Here is a 20,451-nt window from a genome sequence, read left to right as displayed (position 1 = left end):
GCAGCGCACGCTCAATCGGCAGCCCGCGGCAGCACCACGGTGATCCGCGTCGTGTTGGTCTCGTCCGACACGTCGAGTTCGATGCTGCCGTTCTGGGCCTGCACCAGCAGCCGCGCGGAGTAGGTGCCCAGGCCCGTGCCATCGGCCTTGCCCGAGGTCACGAACTTGTCGAAGAAGCGGCTGCGGATGGCCGCCGGCACCGCGCCGGTGTTGCTGATGGCGATGCGCAGGGGGTCCTGGTCCTGCAGCTGCACGGAGACGCGGGAGTCGGCCGGCGCGGCTTCGCAGGCGTTCTTCAGCAGGTTCTGGAAGACCGAGTAGCACAGCGTGGCATCGGCCAGCGCCAGGGGCGGCTCCGCCCCCACCGCCACGTCCGTGTCCACCGCGATGGACAGCCCCTTCTCCGCAAAGGTCACGCGGTTCATCTCGGCAATGCGGCGCAGCAGCTCGCCGATGCGCACGGGCTGCGCATGCAGCACGAAGCGGCCGGATTCAATCTTGTACAGCTCGGACGACAGGTTGATCATGTTGAGCACCTGCATCACGCTCTCTTCCATCAGGCGCAGTTGCTCGACCTGGCGGCGCCCGACCGAGTCGTCCTCGATCAGCGCCTGCACCAGGCCCAGCGCCCCGGCCAGCGGCGCCTTGATGTCGTGCCGGGTGATGCGCTCGACATCCTCGCGCAGCTGGGCGGTCTCGACCATGCCATCGAACTCGGCCTGCAGGTCCTTGCGCAACTGCACGTAGCGCATGAAATTGCGCACGCGCGGCTTGAGCGTTTCGGGATCGATGGGCTTGGTGATGAAGTCCACGGCCCCCAGGTCCAGCCCCCGCAGGCGCGCGTCGGCCGAGGCCATGGCGGTGACGAAAATGATGGGAATGGTCTCGGACGTGGGGTGCTCGCGCATCAGCCGGGCCACCTCGAAGCCATCCATGCCGGGCATCATGATGTCCAGCAGCACCAGGTCGGGCGGGTCGTTGGAGGTCAGCACCTCCATCGCCTTGGCGCCCGTCTGCGCCAGCCGCACCCGGTACTCGCCCTTGAACAGCTGGGACAGCAGCAGCAGGTTGTCGGGGGTGTCGTCCACGATCAGTATCGTCGGGCGGGGTGCCTCCTGCGGCTCGGCCGAAGGCGCGGCGGCACTGCCCTGTGTCGGCAAGGCCTGCGCGGGCAGTTCCTCCCCCGTGAAGTTGCCAGGGCCGCGCGGCTTCCACTGCAAGGCCTTCTCCAGGCGCTGCGCCAGCTGCTTGGGCGAGTAGGGCTTGAGCAGCATGGAGGTGACCCCGAGCGCGATGGCCTCCTCCACGCGCTTGCGCTCCGCCTCGGCGGTGATCAGCACGAAGGGGACCGCAAACAGCTTTTCGTCCGCGCGCATGGCCTGCAGCAGCTCCACGCCGGTCATCACGGGCATGTTCCAGTCCGACAGCACCACGTCGAAATGCTGGCCCTTGAGCAGGCGCAGGGCCTCGGCCCCGTTGCGCGCCGACTCGATGCGCTCCACCCCCAACTGCCGCAGCTGGTTGATGGTGACCTTGCGCATGGCCTCGAAATCGTCCACCACCAGGCAGCGCGCGCCCTGGCCGATGGGGGAAGCGCTGGAAGTCGGAAAAATGCTCATGGTGCCTGCACCTCCTGGATGGTTCGGGCGGGGCCGGCGCCAGCAGCCCCTGCGGTTTCTTCACCCGCGAAACGCTGGATGCCCACGGCCACGATGGGCTCCATGTCCATCAGCAACAGGCGGTGCTCCTGGCTGAACGGCGCGGTCAGGGCCAGCTCGATGATGGCCGAGACGCGCCCTGCGTGCTTGATGGGCAGCAGGTAGATTGCGGCGGGAGCGCAGTGCCCCAGGCCCGACTGGATGCGCAGGTAGTCCGCCCCCGGCGCGTCGATGAGCACGGGCTCGCCCGTAGCGGCGCAGCGCTCGACCATGCCGGCCGTCGTCGGCCATTCCGACAGGGTCTGCTGCGCCGTCGCCCCCGATCCCGCATAGTGGGCCAGCGCCCGCACGCAGCGGTCTTCGTCCACCAGCACCATCAGCGCCTGGCCCATGGGCAGTTGCCGCGCCAGTTCCCGCAGCACGATGCGCGCAAAGGCCGGCAGCGTGTCCACCTGCTGCAGCGCCAGCAGCAGGTCCGACACGGCATGCCGTCGGTTGGCCTCGCGGGTCACCTGGTCGTGGCTTTGCTGCAGGGCCTGGAGCGTCACCTGGTGCCTGCCCGCTTCGCGCCGCAGCCGCGTGGCCCAGAACAGCATGGCCAGCAGCACCCCGGCCAGGGCAGCGCCGCCGGGGATGCCCCAGGCCAGCCAGACCCGGTGCCACTTCCCGCTGTTGTCGAAAGGGGCGGAGAAGAGCTGGTACTCCATCAGCGACACGCCGTACCTGCGGCGCCACGAGACATCCAGGTTCGACCCTACGCGCCGGCTGTCATCGAAATAGCGCTGCAGCGCCCGCTCCAGGTCGGTGGCGGCGAAGGCAATGCCCCAACCCGCCGCAGTGGCCTCGCCCACCGCAAACAGCACGTCCAGGTTGTCGAGGTCGTTGCGCACCCAGTGGAAGGCCGATTCGGCCGCGATCACGGTGAAGTCCGCCCGGCGCTGCGCCACCGCCCGCATGGACTGATCGGTGGGAGCCGTCTCGATGACAACGGGCGCGCTTTCCCCCAGGCCCGCGTTGAATCCCTGCAGCCACCCTTCATAGGCCGTCCCGGCCTGGACCGATGCCTTGCGCCCGGCAAGATCGGCCTCGCTGCGCAGAACGGAGCGCATCTCGGGCCGTGCCACGACGACATTGCGCGTGGCGAAGTACGGCACCAGGGTCATCTTGGTCTTGCGCCAGTCGGTGATGTGCAGGTCGTTGGGGTACAGGTCGCACTGGCCGGTGGCCAGCAGTGCGGCTTCGTAGCGTTCGCCCTGCACGGTCACTCCCTGTGCGTTGTGAAACTGCTGGTCCCACCGCGCAAGCGTCACCGTGCGGGCCTCAACGCCCAGGTAGCGGGCAAAATCTTCGCCGTCCACCCGGTAGTTGTCGGCGCTGGAGCCTGCCACGCAAATGCGCAGCTCGCCGCTGCGCTCGATCTCCTGCAGCGTGCGGCCCAAGGCGCTGCCCGCTGCCAGTGTGAAGGCCAGAAGGCAGGCAAGGGATCGCATGCGCGCTTCCACTGCCCCGCCTCAGCCGGGGTGCGCAGGGGCCAAGGCCCCCAGCGCCTCCAGAGCACGATCGAAATCGATGCGCTCGATGGCACGGTTCACCACGGACAAAGACTGGGCAAGCGGGTCGCCATCCGCAGCCAGCCGTGCCACCAGGGCCTCCAACACGTCGCCCGCATCCGCGTCGCTGTCCCCCAGCAGCTTGCGCAGGCGCGCCAGCAGGGCCTCGGCCTCGGCGGAGCGTGCCACGGCGGCGGCCGGTGCCGGCACGGCCCGCGCGGTGCCTGCGCCGGTGTCCAGGGCAGCGCCCTGCAGCGCCTCGATCAGCGGGCGCAGCAGTACACCCAGCTCGGCCAGCAGCCCCAGGGCCTGCGGCGCACGGGCCTCGTGGGCGCCTTCTGCCTCCAGCGCCCCTGCGGCCGATGCGAGTTGCCGGGCACCGATGGTGCCTGCCGCGCCCTTGAGGGTGTGGGCCAGCCGCGTGGCCAGCGGCCAGTCGCCTTGCTGCACGGCGTCGGCAACGGCCTGCTCGAAGCCCGTGTACTCTTCGAGGAACATGCCCAGCAGGCGCCGGTAGAGCCGCCGGTCGTTCTGGACGGTGCGCAGGCCTACGGCCTGGTCCACTCCGGGCAACTGCGGCAGGTCCGGGTCAGCCGCCTTGACGCCCTGGCCATGCACCGCAATGGCAGAAGCCGCAGCGGCCGGCACAGCCGGCTTGATCCAGCGCGCCATGCAGGCAAACATCTCCTCCACGCGCAGGGGCTTGGGGATGTGGTCCACCATGCCGGCCTCGATCACCTTCTCCCGGTCACCGGCCATGGCGTTGGCCGTCATGGCGATGATGGGCAGGCCGGCAAACTGCGGCAGCGAGCGCAGGTGGCGGGTGGCCGTGTAGCCGTCCATCACGGGCATCTGGCAGTCCATGAGCACACCGTCGAACTTGGGGTCCGCAGCGAGCAGGTCCAACGCCTCCTGGCCGTTGTTGGCCAGCACCACCTCCATGCCCGCCTGACGCAGCAGCTCCATGGCCAGCTCCTGGTTCAGTGCATTGTCTTCGACCAGCAGCACACGCGCGCCCTTGAGCTGCTGCAGGTGCTCGGTCTGGCCCTGGGCACGGGTCGCCACCCGGTCGGACACCACGCGGCCGCGGCCCAGTGCCTCGCCCACGGCCTCCAGCAGGGTCGAGGCCGTGACCGGCTTGGTGAGCACCGCGTTCACCCGGGCGCCACGGCTGTGCACCGCGTTCATGGCCTCTTCGCGGCCGAAGGCGGTCACCATGATCACCGCCGGGGCGGCACCCCCCTTGAGCGCCTGCATCCGGCGCACGGTCTCGGCGCCGTCCATGCGCGGCATCTTCCAGTCCATCAGCACCAGGTCGTAGGCCAGCGAGCGGCTGTCGGCGCCCTCCACCATGCGCAGCCCTTCCTCGCCATCGCGGGCCATGTCCACCTCCAGGCCAAAACGGCGCGCCATGGTCGACAGGATCTCCCGGGCCGCGGCGTTGTCATCCACCACCAGGACGCGCAGGCCCAGCAGTTCATTGGCATCGAACATGCGCCGGGGCATGGGCTGCGCCTGCAGGCCGAACTGCACGTGGAAGTGGAAGGTCGAGCCCTGCCCCTCCGTGCTCTCCACCCAGATGCGCCCCTTCATCAACTCCACCAGGGTCTTGGAGATCGCCAGGCCCAGGCCCGTGCCCCCATAGCGGCGGGTAGTGGAGCTGTCGGCCTGGCTGAACGACTGGAACAGCCGGGCGCACTGCTCGGGCGTCATGCCAATGCCCGAGTCCTTGACCCAGAAGTGCAGCTCGACGTCACCACCTGGCTCGCCCTGCTGGCCGGCCAGCTCGATCCCCAGCACGATCTCCCCCTGCTCCGCAAACTTCACGGCATTGCTGCCCAGGTTGGCCAGGATCTGGCCCAGGCGCAGCGGATCGCCGACCAGCGCGGTGGGCACGTCGTCCGCGGTGCTGAACAGCAGCTCCAGCCCCTTGTCCTCGGCCTTCATGCCGATCAGGTTGGCCACGTGGTCCAGCACATCCTCCAGGCGGAAGTCGACCTGCTCCATGGACATCTTGCCGGCTTCGATCTTCGAGAAATCGAGGATGTCGTTGATGATGCCCAGCAGGCTCTCGGCCGCCCGGTTGACCTTCTCGATGTAGTTGCGCTGCTTGTTGTCCAGCGCCGTCTGCAGGGCCAGGTGCGACATGCCGATGATGGCGTTCATCGGCGTGCGGATCTCGTGGCTCATGTTGGCCAGGAACTCGCTCTTGGCCCGGGTTGCGTCCTCCGCCATCTCCTTGGCCCGCCGGATGTCCTCTTCCGACTTCTTGCGGTCCGTCACGTCGAAGGCAATGCTGCACAGGCCCGAGATCTCGTCGCCCTGGCGCATCGGCACCTTGGTGACCTGGAAGTGGCGCTCTTCGCCCTCCTGGCCCGCCACTTCCTCGGTGACCAGCAGTTGCCCTGCCTCCAGCGCCTGCAGGTCCAGCGCATGGTAGGCCTGGCCGCGCCCCGAAGGGTGTACGTCGATGGCCGAGTGCCCCAGCACCTGCGCCCGCGCGAGGCCGGTCGCACGCTCCCAGTCGGAGTTCACGTAGGTGTAGGCGCCCTGCACATCCTTGACGTAGATGGCGGAGTTGATGTTTTCGAGCACGGCTTCCATGAACTGCCGGCTGCGCTGCACTTCCTGCTCGGCCTCCTTGCGCCCGGTCACGTCCAGCAGCATCCACACCGTGCCCTTGCCCAGGTCGCCCGGGTCGATGGCCGCGCCGCTGAGCTGGCACCAGAAGCGCGTGCCATCGGCCCGCACCAGTTCCTCCTCGCGGTGGTGCTTTTCGCCGCGCGACAGCTGCTCGTAGATTTCGCTGAGTCCCTGGTTGAAGGCTTCGTCGGACGCATACCAGGCACGGGGCGACTGGCCCAGCTGTGCGGTGCCAAACAGGGCGTCGAGCTGGCTGTTGCCGCGCACGACCACGCGGTCCCTGATGAAGGCGATGCCCAGCGTGGTGGCCTCGAACATGGCGGTCTGCTCGGCATTGGCCAGGCGCATGGCCTCCTGGGACTTCTTGTGCTCGGTGATGTCGGTGGCGATGCCGCAGATGCCATAGATCTCCCCGGCCTCGTTGATCAGCGGTGTCTTGGTGGTCATGAACGAGCGCTGCTCCGAACCATCGGCCGTGGGAATGATCTCCTCGTAGGTGATGGCCTCGCCCCCGTTCAGCACCCGATTCTCCACCGCGACGATCTTGTCCGCCATCTCTTGGGGCCACAGGTCGTGCGCGCTCTTTCCCAGGACCTCCTGCTCACTGACACCCACGTACTTCGCGTAGGTGGCGTTCAGCAGCTGGTAGCGGCCTTCGCGGTCCTTGAGGGTGATGATGGAGCCGATGCCGTCCACCAGGGTGCGGATCTGGCGCTGGCTGTTACGCACTTCCTGCTCCACCCGGTTGCGATCGGTCACGTCGCGCACCGAGGCGCATACGCAGACACCATGCCCGCCAATGGCCGGCAGGCGCGACAGGCCGACCTCCACCGGGAACTCGCTGCCATCCTTGCGCACGCCTTTCAGGCTGGAATTGGTGCCCCCCATGTTGCGCGGCAGCCCGACCGCCAGGAAGCCCTGGCGCAGGCCCGGGTGCCGGCCGCGAATGGCGTGTGGCACCAGGATTTCCATGGGCTGACCCACCAGCTCGTGCTCGGCATAGCCGAACAGGTCGAGCATGCGCGGGTTGACCATGATCACCGTGCCGTGCTCGTCGGTGACCATCAGGCCATCGGGGGCGGATTCGATGATGCCGTGGTACCAGGCCTCGGTGGCGGCGATGGAATCCTTTTGCGCGGCCAGTTCCTGGGCCTGCTGCTCCAGGGTCTTCGCCTGGGCCTGGGTTTCCTCCAGCAGCCGGTGCGTGGCCACGTTGCGCTCCAGGATCTCCAGGTTGGCGGCCAGCGCGGGCATCAGCGCGTCCAGCAGGGCCTGGCGCGCAGGCGTCAGGTCCTCGAAGCTGGCAATCTCCAGCACCCCCAGCAGCTCCTCGCCGCGCTGGATGGGCAGCACGCAGATGCACTTGGGTGCGGCATCCCCAAGCGCGGAGCCGATGCGCACGTAGTCGGCAGGCGGCTCCCTGAGCGTGATGGCGCTGCGCTCCAGCGCGCACTGTCCCACCAGGCCCTGGCCCAATTGGATGTACTGCTCCAGCGACTTGCGCTCGCGGTGGGCAAAGCCGGTCAGGAGGCGCAGGCGGCGCTGGTTCTTCTCGTAGATGTAGAGCACCCCGTGCCCCACGTTCAGCAAGGGTGCGGACAGGGCAAAAAAGCGCTGCGCCAGTTCCACGAAGGAGCGGGTCGATTGCAGCTCGACCGAGACGGAGGCGGTGTGGGTCTTCACCCAGCGCTGCATCTCCAGCTCGCGCGCCCCCTGCTGCAGCACGGCCACGGCGCGCGCCAGGGCGCCCAGATCGTTGAGGTACGAGGTATGGGGCACCTCCTGCTGCAGGTCCCCTCCGGCAATGCGCTCCACCGCCGTGCGCAGCTCGAAGGCCGGCACACGGATGGACCGGGCGATCAGCCACGCAAAAAGCACGCTGAACAGCGCCCCCGCGGCCAGCAGCAGGCCGCCATGCATCCGGGTCTGCTGTGCCAGCTCCTGCACCGACCTGAGTGTGGAGCGGGCTCCGTCCTCCTTGGTGGCCGCCACAGCTTCCATCGCCTGCGCCACGGTGTCGCCCACCACCCCGAACTCGCGGCTCGCAGCCTGCCTTCGCGCCTCTTCCAGTTGCCCTTGCCTGGCCAGGTCCAGCAACTGCTCGACGTTCTTGCGGTACACCGCATAGTTCTGCTCGAAGGTCAGCAGGTTGCGCGTGTTGTCTTCGCGGATGATGCGCCCGCGCAATTGGCCGAGCTCGCGCACGATGTCCTGGTGCGACTGGTCCAGCTTCTCCAGGGCCTGCGCCCTGTCGGCGGCCTCGGTGGTGAGCAGGAAGTTGCGCATGTGCCGCCCCATGCTGGCATAGTGGAACTGGATCGCGCGGGCGTTGGAGATGCCCTGCAGGTCCTTTTCATACATGGCCTGGATGTCGTCATTGACGCGGCCCACCGTCTGCATGCCCTGCACGCTGAGCACGGCGGCCATGACAAGGACGACGAAGAAGGCAAACGCCAGCTTCGCGGTGATTGAAGACCGGTGGTAGTGCTGCACAAGCGCATTCATGAAACGCATTCCTCTCTGCACCGGGACGCAGCCCGGCCTGCCGACCGGCCGCCGGCGGCTGTCATGGATGGCGCATGGACCAGGCCATGCTCAAGGGGCAGGCGGGCCGGCCGGCGTCGTCGCCAGCTCCAGGTGCCGGGCCTTCTCGGCCATGTCCGCATCGCTGTCGGCAAACTTCTGCGCGATGCGCTGGAACTCGTCGAGCATGCCGAGGAAGGCGTCCAGGATGTCCGGGTCGAAATGCGAACCCCGGCCCTCGCGCATGATGTCCACCGCCTTTGCGTGCGGCATGCCTTCCTTGTAGACACGGCGGCTGATCAGCGCGTCGTAGACGTCGGCCACGGCCATGATGCGCGCCGACAGCGGAATCGCCTCGCCCGCCAGGCCCTGCGGGTAGCCGCTGCCGTCCCACTTCTCCTGGTGGCCGTAGGCGATCTCCTTGGCGTACTGCAAAAACTCCACCGGCATGCCCAACTGGTCCTCGGCGTGCTGAATGGCGTCCCGGCCCAGGGTGGTGTGGGTCTTCATCACCTCGAATTCGTGCGGCTCGAAGCGCCCGGGCTTGAGCAGGATCCGGTCCGGAATGCCGACCTTGCCGATGTCGTGCAGGGGCGCCGACTTGTACAGCATGTCGATCACATGCTCGCTCAGCGCCGCACTGAAGCGCGGGTGGTCTTTCAGCGCCGTGGCCAGCGCCCGCACGTAGTGCTGCGTGCGGCGGATGTGGTTGCCGGTTTCGTTGTCGCGGGTTTCGGCCAGGGAAGCCATGGCCAGGATGGTCACGTCCTGGATGGCAGCCAGTTCGCGCGTGCGTTTTTGCACCTCGGTCTGCAAGAACTGGTTCTGGTCGCGCAGGAAGTCGGCGCCCGCCTTGGCCTGCAACTGCGTGGCCACGCGCGCCAGCACGATGGGCGGATTGATGGGCTTGGTGATGAAATCGGCCGCGCCCAGCGCCAGCCCAATCTTCTCGTCCTCCGTCCCCGTCATGGCGGTCAGGAAGATGATGGGGATGTGCCGCGTGGCGGGCTCCGCCTTGAGCTGGCGGCACACCTCGTGGCCCGACATGCCGGGCATCATCACGTCCAGCAGGATCAGGTCGGGTGGGGGCGTGCTGCGCGCGATCTGCAAGGCCTTTTCGCCCGAGCCTGCCAGCTTCACGCGGTACAGATCCTTGAGCAGGCCGGACAGTACCCACAGATTATCGGAAGAGTCATCGACGGCAAGTATCAATGGACGCAATGCGTCTTCCGATGTTTCTGGCATCACCCGCTCCCTTTATTTATAGGCACTTCACTGACACCACTATCTCTTACCCGTGCCGGTTTGACAAGCATCTCTTGTCCATCCGCGCGGTATGCGTTGCACCACCGTGCACACCGACGGTGTCGCCATGTTGCGTACGCCTTAGGCCGTATTCAGCAGCGCGCGCCCGTTCCCCATACTCCGCAATACGGACACACGGCACATGGGCACAGCGCCAGCCGTTCCAGCGCACCCGCACTACCCAACGAACTCCCCCATGCTCATCGCCCAGCTTTCAGACCCCCATGTGCGCGAAGCCGGCGTGCTCTACCAGGGCGTGGTGGACTCCAACCGCAGTTTTGCCCAGGCCCTGGCGCACCTCACCACGCTGGACCGCCGGCCCGACCTGATCGTGCTGACCGGCGACCTGGTGGACCACGGCCGGCCTGCGGAGTACCAGGAAGTGCGGCGCCTGCTGGCCGCCACCACCATCCCCTGGCTGGCGATGGCCGGCAACCACGACGAGCGAGAGGCATTCCGAGCGGCCTTCCACGACCAGGCGTACCTGCCCCGCGCAGGCGCGCTGCATTTCTGCGTGGACGACTACCCTGTGCGCATCATCGCGGTGGACTCGTGCATCCCCGGGCTGCACCATGGCCGGGTGGACGCGGCGGCACTGGCATGGCTCGACGCCACCCTGTCAGAAGCACGCGACAAGCCCACCTTGCTGATGCTGCACCACCCGCCCTTCATGAGCGGCATTCCGTACATGGACGACTACCGCTGCACCGAGGCCGAAGGACTCGAAGCCGTGGTGCGCGCCCACCCGCAAGTGGAGCGCGTGCTGTGCGGCCACGTGCACCGCAGCATGCTGCGGCGCTGGGCCGGCACGGTGGTGTGCACCGCGCCCAGCACCACCACCGAGATCTGCCTGCAGCTGCGCCCGGATGCGGCACCTGCCTCGGTCGTCGGCCTAGCGGGCTGCCTGCTGCACCTGTGGGACCCGGTGCATGGCATGGTCACCCACCTCAGCCACATCGGGCGGTTCCAGGGGCCGTATCCGTTTGCCTGATGCTCAACGCACCATGCACGGCGCCTTGTTGTTGAACTTCCACCCCGGGATCAGGTACTGCATGGCGATCGCGTCGTCGCGGGCGCCCAGGCCGTGCTCCAGGTACAGGCGGTGGGCACGCTCCACTTCGTCCATGTCCAGCTCCACGCCCAGGCCGGGCTTTTGGGGCAGCGCTATGAATCCGTCCTTGATCTGGAACGGCTCCTTGGTCAGGCGCTCGCCGTCCTGCCAGATCCAGTGCGTGTCGATCGCGGTGACGCGGCCTGGGGCGGCGGCGCCCACGTGGGTGAACATGGCCAGCGAGACGTCGAAGTGGTTGTTCGAATGCGAGCCCCAGGTCAGGCCGAAGGCCTGGCACATCTGCGCCACGCGCACCGATCCGGCCATGGTCCAGAAGTGCGGGTCGGCCAGCGGGATGTCCACCGACTGCAGGGCCAGGCTGTGGGCCATTTCGCGCCAGTCGGTCGCGACCATGTTGGTGGCGGTAGGCAGGCCCGTGGCGCGGCGGAACTCGGCCATCACCTCGCGGCCCGAGAACACGCCCTCGGCGCCGCAGGGGTCTTCGGCATAGGCCATCACGCCGTGCAGGTCGCGCGTGATGCGGATGGCGTCTTTCAGCAGCCAGCCGCCGTTGGGATCGAGCGTGACACGCGCTTCGGGAAAGCGCTCGTGCAGCGCGCGGATGGCCTCGACTTCTTCCTCGCCGCGCAGCACGCCGCCCTTGAGCTTGAAGTCGGCAAAGCCATAGCGCTCGTAAGCGGCCTCGGCCAGGCGCACGATGCCATCGGCGGTCATGGCCTTCTCGTTGCGCAGGCGAAACCAGTCGTTGTCGGCACCGGGCTCGGTGCGGTAGGCCAGGTCGGTCTTGGCGCGGTCGCCCACGTAGAACAGGTAGCCCAGCATCTGCACCGCATCGCGCTGCACGCCGTCGCCCAGCAGCGCGGCCACGGGCACGTCCAGGTGCTGGCCCAGCAGGTCGAGGAAGGCCGACTCCACCGCCGTCACGGCGTGGATGGTGATGCGCAGATCGAAGGTCTGCAGGCCGCGCCCGCCCGCATCGCGGTCGGCGAACTGGGCGCGCATGGCGTTGAGCACGGCGTTGTGGTGGCCGATGGGCCGGCCCACGATCAGCGGCCGCGCGTCCTCGATGGTCTGGCGGATCTTCTCGCCGCCGGGCACCTCGCCCACCCCGGTGTTGCCCGCGCTGTCGCGCAGGATGATCAGATTGCGCGTGAAGAAGGGGCCGTGCGCGCCGCTCAGGTTCATGAGCATGCTGTCATGGCCGGCAACCGGCACCACGCGCAGTTCGGTGACGACGGGGGTGCTGGTGGCGGCAGAAGGGATGGAAGAGGTGGTCATGGTGGTCTGGAATATGGGGGCGCGCGCACCCCGGTCTTTCGTGTCAACGCGGCTCACAAACCTCAGCGAAGCGGTTCTGGCCAGGCGCTACGTCGCAGGCAGTGCGAGTAGCACGACAAGACGGAGCAACAACGCCAGAAGAGGTTTTTGAGTCGCGCTCAGTCGGCAGTGATCTTGCGGGTTTCGATCACGGTCTTCCAGCGGGCGAACTCGCGCGCCTGGTAGGCGGTGAAGGCTTCGGGCGTGCTGGCCACGATCTCCAGGCCCTGGTCGAGCATGCGCTTCTTCACCGCAGGGTCGTTCATGGCGGCGATGGCGGCGTCCGAGAGCTTCTTCTTCACGGCGGCGGGCAGGCCCTTGGGCGCGGCCATGCCCTGCCACGAATAGACCTCGGCACCGGCCACGCCGGCCTCGGCCAGGGTGGGCACGTCGGGCAGCACGGGGCTGCGCTTGTCACCCGTGACGGCAATGGCATGCAGCTTGCCGGCGCGGATGTGCTGCAGCACGGCGTTCACGTTCTGGAACGAGAACTCCACCTGCCCGCCCAGCAGGTCGTTGATGGCCGGGGCGCCGCCCTTGTAGGGGATGTGCAGCCCTTCGGTTCCGCTTTGCTGCCAGAACACTTCGGCCGAGAGGTGGTCCGACGAGCCGTTGCCCGAGCTCGCAAAGCTCACCTTGCCGGGGTTGGCCTTGAGCTGGGCGATCACCTCCTTGACGGTGCGCGCCTTCTGGTTGGGCGCGGCCACCAGCACGTTGGGCGCCTGCACGGGCACGGTGATGTAGTCGAAATCCTTGAGTGCGTCATACGGCACGCTCTTGAGCAGGTGCGGCGCCACGACGAAGGCGCCCAGGGACGACACCAGCAGCGTGTAGCCGTCGGGCGCGGCGCGCTTGACCGCACCGGCACCCAGCGTGCCCGTGGCACCGGGGCGGTTGTCCACCACGAAGTTCTGGCCCAGCTTGTCCCCCATGTGCTGCGCCATGGCGCGGGCCACCATGTCGGTGGAGCCACCGGCCGGGAAGGGCACGACGATGGTGACGGGCTTTTCGGGCCAGGGCGTGGTCTGTGCCGTTGCGGCAAAAGCCAGGGTGCAGGCGCTGGCAAGCAGCAGCAGTTTTTTGACGAACATGGTGGATGTCTCCGGAGGTGGTGGTGGTGTCGTTGCGGCAGCCCTCTGCGGGGCCTTCGGGGTTTGCGTGGGGCGGAGGCTGCGCTTACTGCGGGCCGAGCTTGTCGATCAGCGCTTTCAGCTGCTCCATCTCGGCGGGCTTCAAGTCCGTCAGCGGCGCACGCACAGGCCCTGCGTCGTGTCCCACCAGCTTGGCGCCGGCCTTGATGATGCTCACGCCATAGCCTTCCACCTTGTTGCGGATGTCCAGGTAAGGCATGAAGAAGTCCTTGAGCAGCCGGTGCTGCGTGGCCATGTCGTCGGCCGCCACGGCCTTGTAGAAATCCATCGCCGTCTTGGGGATGAAGTTGAACACCGCCGACGAGTACACCGGAGTGCCCAGCGCCTTGTACGCTGCCGCATACACCTCGGCCGTGGGCAAGCCGCCCAGGTAGGAGAAACGGTCACCCATCTTCATGAAGATCGAGGACATGGTCTCGATGTTGCCCACGCCGTCCTTGAAGCCGATCAGGTTGGGGCAGCGCTCGGCCAGGATGGCCAGCGAGTTGGCCGTGAGCTTGGTGCGGTCGCGGTTGTAGACGATGACGCCGAACTTCACGCTGTTGCAGACCGCCGCCACATGCTCGATCAAACCCTCCTGGCCGGCTTCGGTCAGGTAGTGGGGCAAGAGCAGGATGCCGTGGGCACCCAGGCGCTCGGCCTCCTGGGCATGGGCGATGGCGGTGCGGGTGGGGCCACCGGCACCGGCAATGATGGGCACCTTGCCGCGGCAGGTGTCCACGGCGGTCTTGACGACCTCGCTGTACTCGGGGCCCGACAGCGAGAAGTACTCACCCGTGCCGCCAGCGGCGAACAGGGCGGTGGCGCCATAGGGGGCCAGCCATTCGAGGCGCGCGGCATAGCCCTTGGGATTGAAGTCGCCCGCAGCGTCGAAGTCCGTGACGGGGAACGAGAGCAGGCCGGAGCCCATGATGGATTTGAGGTCTTGCGGGTTCATGGTGGTAGCGGGGCTGGTGGGTGTCAGGGCGTTTCAACAGGTCGTACAAGTGGCTTGCAGCGCCCTGTTTCACGGGATTCAGGCAAGTCCAAACGAACTTGCAGACCGGCTTGGGGAGAGCAGAATCTCGCTTCAAATTACGCCAAAGGGCTGCAATGGATGAATGTTAACGTTAACATTTTCGCAAACCATAGGGAAAACCCTTTGTCATGCGATAACTTCTCATTTTTTGTGGATTGGCATCCAAGCGATGCCTGCCTGCCCGCCAAGGAGCCCAAAGGCCAGACGCAGCAAAGCGCCGCCCGCGCGGGTGCCCCCTGCCCTGCCTGCCTACGGCGCCGCAGGCGCTGCCGCGAACACCTCGATGGCTTCAAGCGCCGACACCGAGCGGCCGGCCTTGCCATCGCCCGCCACCACCAGCCGCGCCAGGCCGCGCGCCAGCGGCTGCTCGTCCAGCCGGTAGGCGATCAGCACGCGCTGGTTGCCCAGCTCGGGGCTGATCTCGGCCAGCGACACCAGTGCCTGGTAGCCATCGGCCCCGGTGGCCACCAGGTACATGCCCTGCACGTTGGCACCGCTTGCGCTGTCGGCCTCGATGCCGGCCACGGCGCTGAGCAGCGCCCACAGGTCCACGCCGGTGTAGCTGCGGCCGCCCACCACCTGCGTGACCGCCGGCAGCGCGCGCAGGGCCGCTTCATCCAGGCGCAGGGTGTTCTTCACCGCGCCCAGCACCTGCACGGCCTGCGACTGCGCCGCACCGCTGCCAGCGCCCACCGAGCCGGACGAACGCACCTCCAGCCGCGTGAGGCCGGCCACATAGCGGCTGCCCTGCACATCGCCTGGGGCGGTGATGCGCAGCGATGGTGCTGCCCCAGGGGCATCGGCATCGCCGGCCCCCGCCTCTGCATAGGCCACGATGCTGCCTTTGTTGCCGAAGTCCGGGTGCAGCTCGCCCACCGAGAACACGGCACTGTAGGCCTCTGCCCCGCTGGCCAGCACATAGCGGCCCAGCGCCGCAGCGCGCTGCCCATGGAGGTCCGTGGCCGCATCCGACTGCAGCGCGCAGGCCTGCAGCAGCGGCCACAGCGCCGCGCCGGTGTAGCTGCGCGCCTGCGGGCCGGTGTCGTCCTTGAAGTCCACCTTCTGCTGCACCGCGCCCTGCTGGCGCAGATCCACCACCGACTCGGTGGCCGTGGCGTCCACCGCGCACACCACCTGCACGCGGGCGCGGCCGTCTGCCCGGGTGGCACATCCCTGCACCAGCCCAAGGGCGGCTATGCAGAGCGCGGCCTGGAGGGTGATCGGCAAACTGCGCTGGCTGTGCATGGGACTCCGTCCATATTTTGGTGATGGGCCCATTCTGGCACTGCCAGCGGCGCAAAACGCATGGCCAGGGCCTGCAGGCCCTGATAACTTGTTTCCGAAACACGCACCGGTCCGCTTGGTAGGCTTCTTGCATGCGGCCACGGCCATGGCCGCCCTGCCGCTTCGCACACCACACGCACTGCACGCCCCGCATGAACCATGAGCCCAATTTCTTCGACAACCTGCGCCAGGAGCTGAGGGACGGCCGGCGCTGGCTGGACCGCTCCATCGTGCTCGCCTACGCCTGCGCCGCCGGCTTGTGCGTGGTGGCCTTCACGCTGCTGGCCGATGCCGCCTTCGAGCTGTTCCTGCACATCTACCGCTGGCAGGGTGGCTGGGCCGTGCTGCTGTGGATGCCGGCCGTCACCGCGGCCGTGGTCTGGGCCACACGGCGCTGGGCGCCCGGTGCGGCGGGCTCGGGCATACCGCAGGTGATCTCGGCGCTGGATTCCAGCCTGGAGACAGGACGGCGCGGGCGCTTCGTCTCGCTGTGGCTGTCGTTCGCCAAGATCGTGCTGGCCAGCGCAGGCTTCCTCGCGGGGCTGTCCATCGGGCGCGAAGGCCCCTCGGTGCAGGTGGCTGCCGGCGTCATGCACCATGCGCGCCGCTGGTTCGACCACCGCTCGGGCATCACCGCCCATGCCCTGCTGGTGGCTGGCGGCGCGGCGGGCATCGCGGCGGCCTTCAATGCGCCGCTGGCCGGCGTGGTCTTCGCCATCGAGGAGCTGTCGCGCAAGATGGAGTCGCGCAGCAGCGGCGTCATCATCGCCGCCATCGTGCTGGCGGGGCTGATGGGCGTGTCGGTGTTCGGCAACCTGAGCTACTTCGGCCGCATCCAGGTGCCCCACCTGGGCTGGGACGCCCTGCTGCCCGGCCTGTGCGTGGCGCTGGCCTGCGGCGTGCTGGGCGGCCTGTTCGCCAAGCTGCTGGCCGCGTCGCTCACCGGCACATCGGAGCGCGCCTGCCGGTTGCGCGCGCGCTTTCCCATCCGCTTCGCGGCCATCGGCGCACTGGTGGTGGCGGTGATCGGCCTGGCCACCGGCGGCGCGACCTTCGGCGCGGGCTCCGAAGCGGTCAAGCACATGCTGGCCGGCGAGGCGGACATGCCCGCGTTCTACGTCACGCTCAAGTTCGTCGCCACCTGGCTGTCGGCCTGGTTGGGCGTGCCCGGCGGCATCTTCGCGCCCTCGCTGTCCATTGGCGCGGGCGTGGGGCACAACGTGTCGCTGCTGCTGGGCACCGACATCGCGCCGGCCCTCATCGCCATGGGCATGGCGGCCTTCCTGGCCGCCGTCACGCAGGCGCCGCTCACGGCCTTCATCATCGTCATGGAGATGGTCGACGGCCACGCCATGGTGCTCAGCCTCATGGCCGCCGCCATGCTCGCCAGCCTGGTCTCGCGCATGCTGGCGCGGCCGCTGTACGAAACCCTGGCGCTGGCCATGCTGCAGTCCATGGCGCCACCGCCGGCGCCTGCGCCGACCCCTTCGCCCGCACCCTTGCCTGCACCTGCGCCCATCGCTGTTGCACCTCCCGCACCGCCGCCGTGACCTCGGCCCGCAGCGGCCCCTGAGAAGAATCGCCACGCTGCGCAACAGCATGCATGCGCGCATGGCCGCGACCATGGTAGATGTCGCCCACAGGCTTTGCCCTATTGGAGCCGAGCAGGATCGCCGCCACAATCCAGGCGCCCTCCTTCGATGCCATGGACGCCATGACCGCAGACCCCCTCGACCTCTTCCTTGCCCAGTCGCCCTGGGTGTCCAGTCTGACTGCCGAGGAGGCCGCGCGCGTGCGCAAGGCGATCACGGTGCGCAGCTACCCTGCGGGCGGCGCGGTGTTTGCGCGCGGCACGCCCACGGCGCACTGGGCGGGGGTGATGGAGGGCATGCTCAAGCTGGACAACATCACCGCCGAAGGCCGCACCAGCACCTTTGCGGGCGTGCCCTCGGGCGCCTGGTTCGGCGAGGGCTCGGTGCTCAAGGACGAACCCCGGCCTTATGCCGTGACGGCGCTGACCGACAGCGTGGTGGCGCTGCTGCCGCGCAGCGAGTTTTTGCGGCTGCTGCACGAGAGCCATCCGTTTGCGCTGTGGCTGATCGGCCAGCTCAATGCGCGCCTGGCCCACTACGTGGCGCAGGTGCAGACCGACCGGCTGGGCGACACCACGGCGCAGGTGGCCTACAGCCTGTCGGGGCTGTTCAACGATGCGCTGTTCCCCAACACCGCGCGGCGCATCACGCTGTCGCAGGAAGAACTGGGGCGCCTGTCGGGCGTGTCGCGCCAGGTGGCCAACCGGGCGCTGCAGGAGCTGCAGGACCGGGGCGCGATCCGCCTGGGTTATGGGTCCATCGAGGTGATCGACCTGAAGGTGCTGCAGGCCATCGCGCGGGAAGGCTGAACCCTCAGCCTGCGGGCTCGGTCTGCACCTGCGCCAGCCGCGTGATCGCCTCGCGGCTGCCCGCGATCTCGCGCAGGCGGAACTTCTGGATCTTGCCGGTGGCCGTCTTGGGCAATGCCTCGAAGACGACCTGGCGCGGGCATTTGAAGCGCGCCAGGTGGCTGCGGCAAAAGTCGATCAATTCGTCGGCGCTCACGCTGCCCACGGCATCGGGCTTGAGCTCTACGAAGGCGCAGGGCACCTCGCCCCAGCGCTCGTCGGGCTGGGCCACCACGGCGGCCAGCAGCACGGCGGGGTGGCGGTGCAGCACGTCTTCCACCTCCACCGACGAGATGTTCTCGCCGCCCGAGATGATCACGTCCTTGGAGCGGTCGGTGATCTGCACATAGCCATCGGGGTGCAGCACCGCGATGTCGCCGGTGTGGAACCAGCCGCCCGCAAAGGCCTGGGCCGTGGCGCCAGGGTTCTTGAGGTAGCCCTTCATCACCGTGTTGCCGCGCAGCATGATCTCGCCGGCGGTCACTCCGTCCGCCGGCACGGGCTGCAGCGTGTCGGGGTTGAGCACGCGCAGGTGCTCCAGCGCGGCGGCGCGCACGCCCTGGCGCGCCTGCAGCTGAGCGCGCCCCGCCTCGGGCAAGGTGGCCCAGCCGGGCTGGCGCACACAGCTCACGGGCGTGCCCGAGACCTCGGTGATGCCGTACACATGGTCCACGTCGAAGCCCATGGCGGCAATCGCCTGCAGGATGGCGGCGGGCGGCGGCGAGCCCGCCGTGAGCACGCGCACCGGGCGCGGTAGCGCGATGCGCTCGTGCGCCGGCGCATTCGCCAGCATGGCCAGCACCGTGGGCGCGGCGCAGAAATGGTCCACGCCGTGCTCGGCAATCGCGTCGAAGATGGCCTTGGCCGTGACCTTGCGCAGGCACACATGCGTGCCCGCCGCCGCCGTGATGGCCCAGGTGAAGCACCAGCCATTGGCATGGAACATGGGCAGCGTCCACAGGTACACCGGCTTGCGCGGCATGGCCCAGTCGCTCAGCTGCAGCAGGCTCATGAGGTAGGCGCCCCGGTGGCTGGGCACCACGCCCTTGGGGTCGCCCGTGGTGCCCGAGGTGTAGTTGAGCGCAATGGGGTCCCACTCGTCCTCGGGCCACAGGCCTTCGAAGGCTGGGTCGCCCTCGGCCAGCAAGGCCTCGTAGTCGAAAGCGCCGAAGGCCGGCTGCCGGGGCATGCCTGCGTCGTGGATGGCCACAACCAGCGGCGGGTGGGCCAGGCCCGCGACGGCCTTGGCTGCCAGCGCCGCGAATTCGCTGTCCACCAGCAGCACGCGCGCCTCGCCGTGTTGCAGGATGAAGGCGATGCCCTCGGCATCGAGCCGGCAGTTGATGGCGTTGATGACCGCGCCGCACAGGGGGATGCCCAGGTGCGCCTCCAGCATCGCGGGCGTGTTGGGCGCGAGGATGGCCACGGTGTCGCCGCGCTGCACGCCGCGTTGTGCCAGGGCACTGGCCAGGCGGTAGGCGCGCTCGCGGGTCTGGGCCCAGGTCTGCGTGGTGCCGGCATGCACCACGGCAATACCTTCGGGATGCACCTGCGCGCTGCGGTCCAGAAAGCCCAGCGGCGTGAGCGGCAGGTGGTTGGCGGGGGTGCGCTCCAGGCCGTGCTGGTAAGGGCTGCGGTGGGGGGTGTGGCTCATGCTTGTCTCCATTTTTTTGCTGCGCTCATGCGTGGTAGATGGTGAACGAGTCGACGCTCTCGCGCTCCGTCACCAGCGTGTTCTCGATGCCCGCCGGGTCGGCGTAGCCCAGGCTCATGCCGCAGACCACCATCTCGGTATCGGGAATGCCCAGCTCGGCGGCGATGACCCGGTGGAACTTCGTGAACGCCACCTGCGGGCAGGTATCGAGCGCGCGCGCGCGGGCCGCCACCATCACGCTCTGCAAAAACATGCCGTAGTCCATCAGGCTGCCGGCCTGCATCACCCGGTTCACCGTGAAGATCAGCCCCACGGGCGCATCGAAGAAGCGGTAGTTGCGGCCGTGCTGCGCGTGCATGCGCGCCTTGTCGCCCTTGGCAATGCCGAGCAGGCCATACAGGTCCCAGCCCACCTTGCGGCGCCGGTCCACGTAGGGCGAGACCCAGTCGAGCGGGTAGTAGTGGTAGGGCTCGGTGAGGGCTGCTGAGGCCTCGTCATCGTTGTCCACGGCGGTGATGGCGGCGCTCAGCCGCGCCTTGGCGGCGCCCGTGAGCACGTGCACACGCCAGGGCTGGGTGTTCATGCCCGAGGCCGCATGGCGCGCCACGTCGAGGATGGCATGCACCTCGCCCTGCCCCACCGGCGTGGGCAAAAAGGCGCGGATGCTGCGCCGCGAGACGATGGCCCAGTCCACCGCCTGGCGCAGCGGCTGGGCCGCGATGGGGGCCGCGTGGGGCGACCGATCAGGGTGCGCGATGGAAGGGTCGAGTGCGGCCGTGGGCAGGGGTGAACAGGTCATGCCGGCATGCTAGGCATGGCCGCCGTTCGTGACTGTC

The 20,451-nt window shown here is 68.3% G+C and carries 13 protein-coding genes; 3 read left to right on the top strand and 10 right to left on the bottom strand.

Annotated elements, in window-relative coordinates:
* Window positions 1–11 precede the first annotated feature (11 nt).
* From AC0IZS_RS20835 to AC0IZS_RS20820, 4 genes are all read right to left on the bottom strand, one after another.
* The gene (locus AC0IZS_RS20835; protein WP_471637360.1) at window positions 12–1,619 is read right to left on the bottom strand and encodes an ATP-binding response regulator; all 1,608 of its coding nucleotides are present in this window, start codon (window positions 1,617–1,619) and stop codon (window positions 12–14) included.
* On the bottom strand, window positions 1,616–3,148 hold the full coding sequence (locus tag AC0IZS_RS20830; protein ID WP_471637359.1) for a GAF domain-containing protein: 1,533 nt from the start codon (window positions 3,146–3,148) through the stop codon (window positions 1,616–1,618). Before AC0IZS_RS20830 ends, AC0IZS_RS20835 begins: the two co-directional genes overlap by 4 nt.
* Window positions 3,149–3,169: 21 nt before the next feature.
* On the bottom strand, window positions 3,170–8,356 hold the full coding sequence (locus tag AC0IZS_RS20825) for a PAS domain S-box protein (RefSeq protein ID WP_471637358.1): 5,187 nt from the start codon (window positions 8,354–8,356) through the stop codon (window positions 3,170–3,172).
* 90 nt (window positions 8,357–8,446) lie between these two features.
* Window positions 8,447–9,619 (bottom strand): HD-GYP domain-containing protein, encoded by a 1,173-nt coding sequence (locus AC0IZS_RS20820; RefSeq protein ID WP_471637357.1) that lies wholly within the window; start codon window positions 9,617–9,619, stop codon window positions 8,447–8,449.
* A gap of 256 nt (window positions 9,620–9,875) precedes the next feature.
* On the opposite strand from AC0IZS_RS20820, the gene AC0IZS_RS20815 reads away from it, so the two are divergent.
* On the top strand, window positions 9,876–10,670 hold the full coding sequence (locus AC0IZS_RS20815; RefSeq protein WP_471637356.1) for a phosphodiesterase: 795 nt from the start codon (window positions 9,876–9,878) through the stop codon (window positions 10,668–10,670).
* A 3-nt stretch (window positions 10,671–10,673) separates the two neighbouring features.
* Here AC0IZS_RS20815 and gudD read toward each other — a convergent pair whose 3' ends face one another.
* From gudD to AC0IZS_RS20795, 4 genes are all read right to left on the bottom strand, one after another.
* Window positions 10,674–12,029, bottom strand: a complete 1,356-nt coding sequence (gene gudD, locus AC0IZS_RS20810; RefSeq protein WP_471637355.1) for a glucarate dehydratase — start codon at window positions 12,027–12,029, stop codon at window positions 10,674–10,676.
* A 158-nt stretch (window positions 12,030–12,187) separates the two neighbouring features.
* On the bottom strand, window positions 12,188–13,159 hold the full coding sequence (locus AC0IZS_RS20805) for a Bug family tripartite tricarboxylate transporter substrate binding protein (RefSeq protein WP_471637354.1): 972 nt from the start codon (window positions 13,157–13,159) through the stop codon (window positions 12,188–12,190).
* A gap of 85 nt (window positions 13,160–13,244) precedes the next feature.
* Entirely contained in the window at window positions 13,245–14,156 is a 912-nt protein-coding gene (kdgD, locus tag AC0IZS_RS20800; RefSeq protein ID WP_471637353.1) for a 5-dehydro-4-deoxyglucarate dehydratase, read from the bottom strand.
* Between the two features lie 330 nt (window positions 14,157–14,486).
* Window positions 14,487–15,482 (bottom strand): molybdopterin-binding oxidoreductase, encoded by a 996-nt coding sequence (locus tag AC0IZS_RS20795; protein ID WP_471637352.1) that lies wholly within the window; start codon window positions 15,480–15,482, stop codon window positions 14,487–14,489.
* Window positions 15,483–15,673: 191 nt separating this feature from the next.
* Between AC0IZS_RS20795 and AC0IZS_RS20790 the strand changes: the two genes are divergently transcribed.
* The gene (locus tag AC0IZS_RS20790; RefSeq protein WP_471637351.1) at window positions 15,674–17,071 is read left to right on the top strand and encodes a chloride channel protein; all 1,398 of its coding nucleotides are present in this window, start codon (window positions 15,674–15,676) and stop codon (window positions 17,069–17,071) included.
* A gap of 164 nt (window positions 17,072–17,235) precedes the next feature.
* The gene (locus AC0IZS_RS20785; RefSeq protein WP_235516000.1) at window positions 17,236–17,922 is read left to right on the top strand and encodes a Crp/Fnr family transcriptional regulator; all 687 of its coding nucleotides are present in this window, start codon (window positions 17,236–17,238) and stop codon (window positions 17,920–17,922) included.
* 4 nt (window positions 17,923–17,926) lie between these two features.
* Here the strand turns inward: AC0IZS_RS20785 and AC0IZS_RS20780 are convergent, their stop codons facing one another.
* Both AC0IZS_RS20780 and AC0IZS_RS20775 read right to left on the bottom strand, forming a co-directional pair.
* Window positions 17,927–19,615, bottom strand: coding sequence for an acyl-CoA synthetase (locus AC0IZS_RS20780; RefSeq protein ID WP_471637350.1), 1,689 nt, complete (start codon window positions 19,613–19,615; stop codon window positions 17,927–17,929).
* 25 nt (window positions 19,616–19,640) lie between these two features.
* On the bottom strand, window positions 19,641–20,414 hold the full coding sequence (locus tag AC0IZS_RS20775; protein ID WP_471637349.1) for a nitroreductase: 774 nt from the start codon (window positions 20,412–20,414) through the stop codon (window positions 19,641–19,643).
* Window positions 20,415–20,451 lie beyond the last annotated feature (37 nt).

Source organism: Acidovorax sp. AC410 (genome assembly GCF_979253235.1).
This window is presented reverse-complemented; position numbering and strand designations above follow the sequence as displayed.

Coding starts and splice junctions, on each gene's coding strand:
- AC0IZS_RS20835 (WP_471637360.1), bottom strand. CDS start 1,619: ATGAGCATTTTTCCGACTTCCAGCGCTTCCCCCATCGGCCAGGGCGCG.
- AC0IZS_RS20830 (WP_471637359.1), bottom strand. CDS start 3,148: ATGCGATCCCTTGCCTGCCTTCTGGCCTTCACACTGGCAGCGGGCAGC.
- AC0IZS_RS20825 (WP_471637358.1), bottom strand. CDS start 8,356: ATGAATGCGCTTGTGCAGCACTACCACCGGTCTTCAATCACCGCGAAG.
- AC0IZS_RS20820 (WP_471637357.1), bottom strand. CDS start 9,619: ATGCCAGAAACATCGGAAGACGCATTGCGTCCATTGATACTTGCCGTC.
- AC0IZS_RS20815 (WP_471637356.1), top strand. CDS start 9,876: ATGCTCATCGCCCAGCTTTCAGACCCCCATGTGCGCGAAGCCGGCGTG.
- gudD (WP_471637355.1), bottom strand. CDS start 12,029: ATGACCACCTCTTCCATCCCTTCTGCCGCCACCAGCACCCCCGTCGTC.
- AC0IZS_RS20805 (WP_471637354.1), bottom strand. CDS start 13,159: ATGTTCGTCAAAAAACTGCTGCTGCTTGCCAGCGCCTGCACCCTGGCT.
- kdgD (WP_471637353.1), bottom strand. CDS start 14,156: ATGAACCCGCAAGACCTCAAATCCATCATGGGCTCCGGCCTGCTCTCG.
- AC0IZS_RS20795 (WP_471637352.1), bottom strand. CDS start 15,482: ATGCACAGCCAGCGCAGTTTGCCGATCACCCTCCAGGCCGCGCTCTGC.
- AC0IZS_RS20790 (WP_471637351.1), top strand. CDS start 15,674: ATGAACCATGAGCCCAATTTCTTCGACAACCTGCGCCAGGAGCTGAGG.
- AC0IZS_RS20785 (WP_235516000.1), top strand. CDS start 17,236: ATGACCGCAGACCCCCTCGACCTCTTCCTTGCCCAGTCGCCCTGGGTG.
- AC0IZS_RS20780 (WP_471637350.1), bottom strand. CDS start 19,615: ATGAGCCACACCCCCCACCGCAGCCCTTACCAGCACGGCCTGGAGCGC.
- AC0IZS_RS20775 (WP_471637349.1), bottom strand. CDS start 20,414: ATGACCTGTTCACCCCTGCCCACGGCCGCACTCGACCCTTCCATCGCG.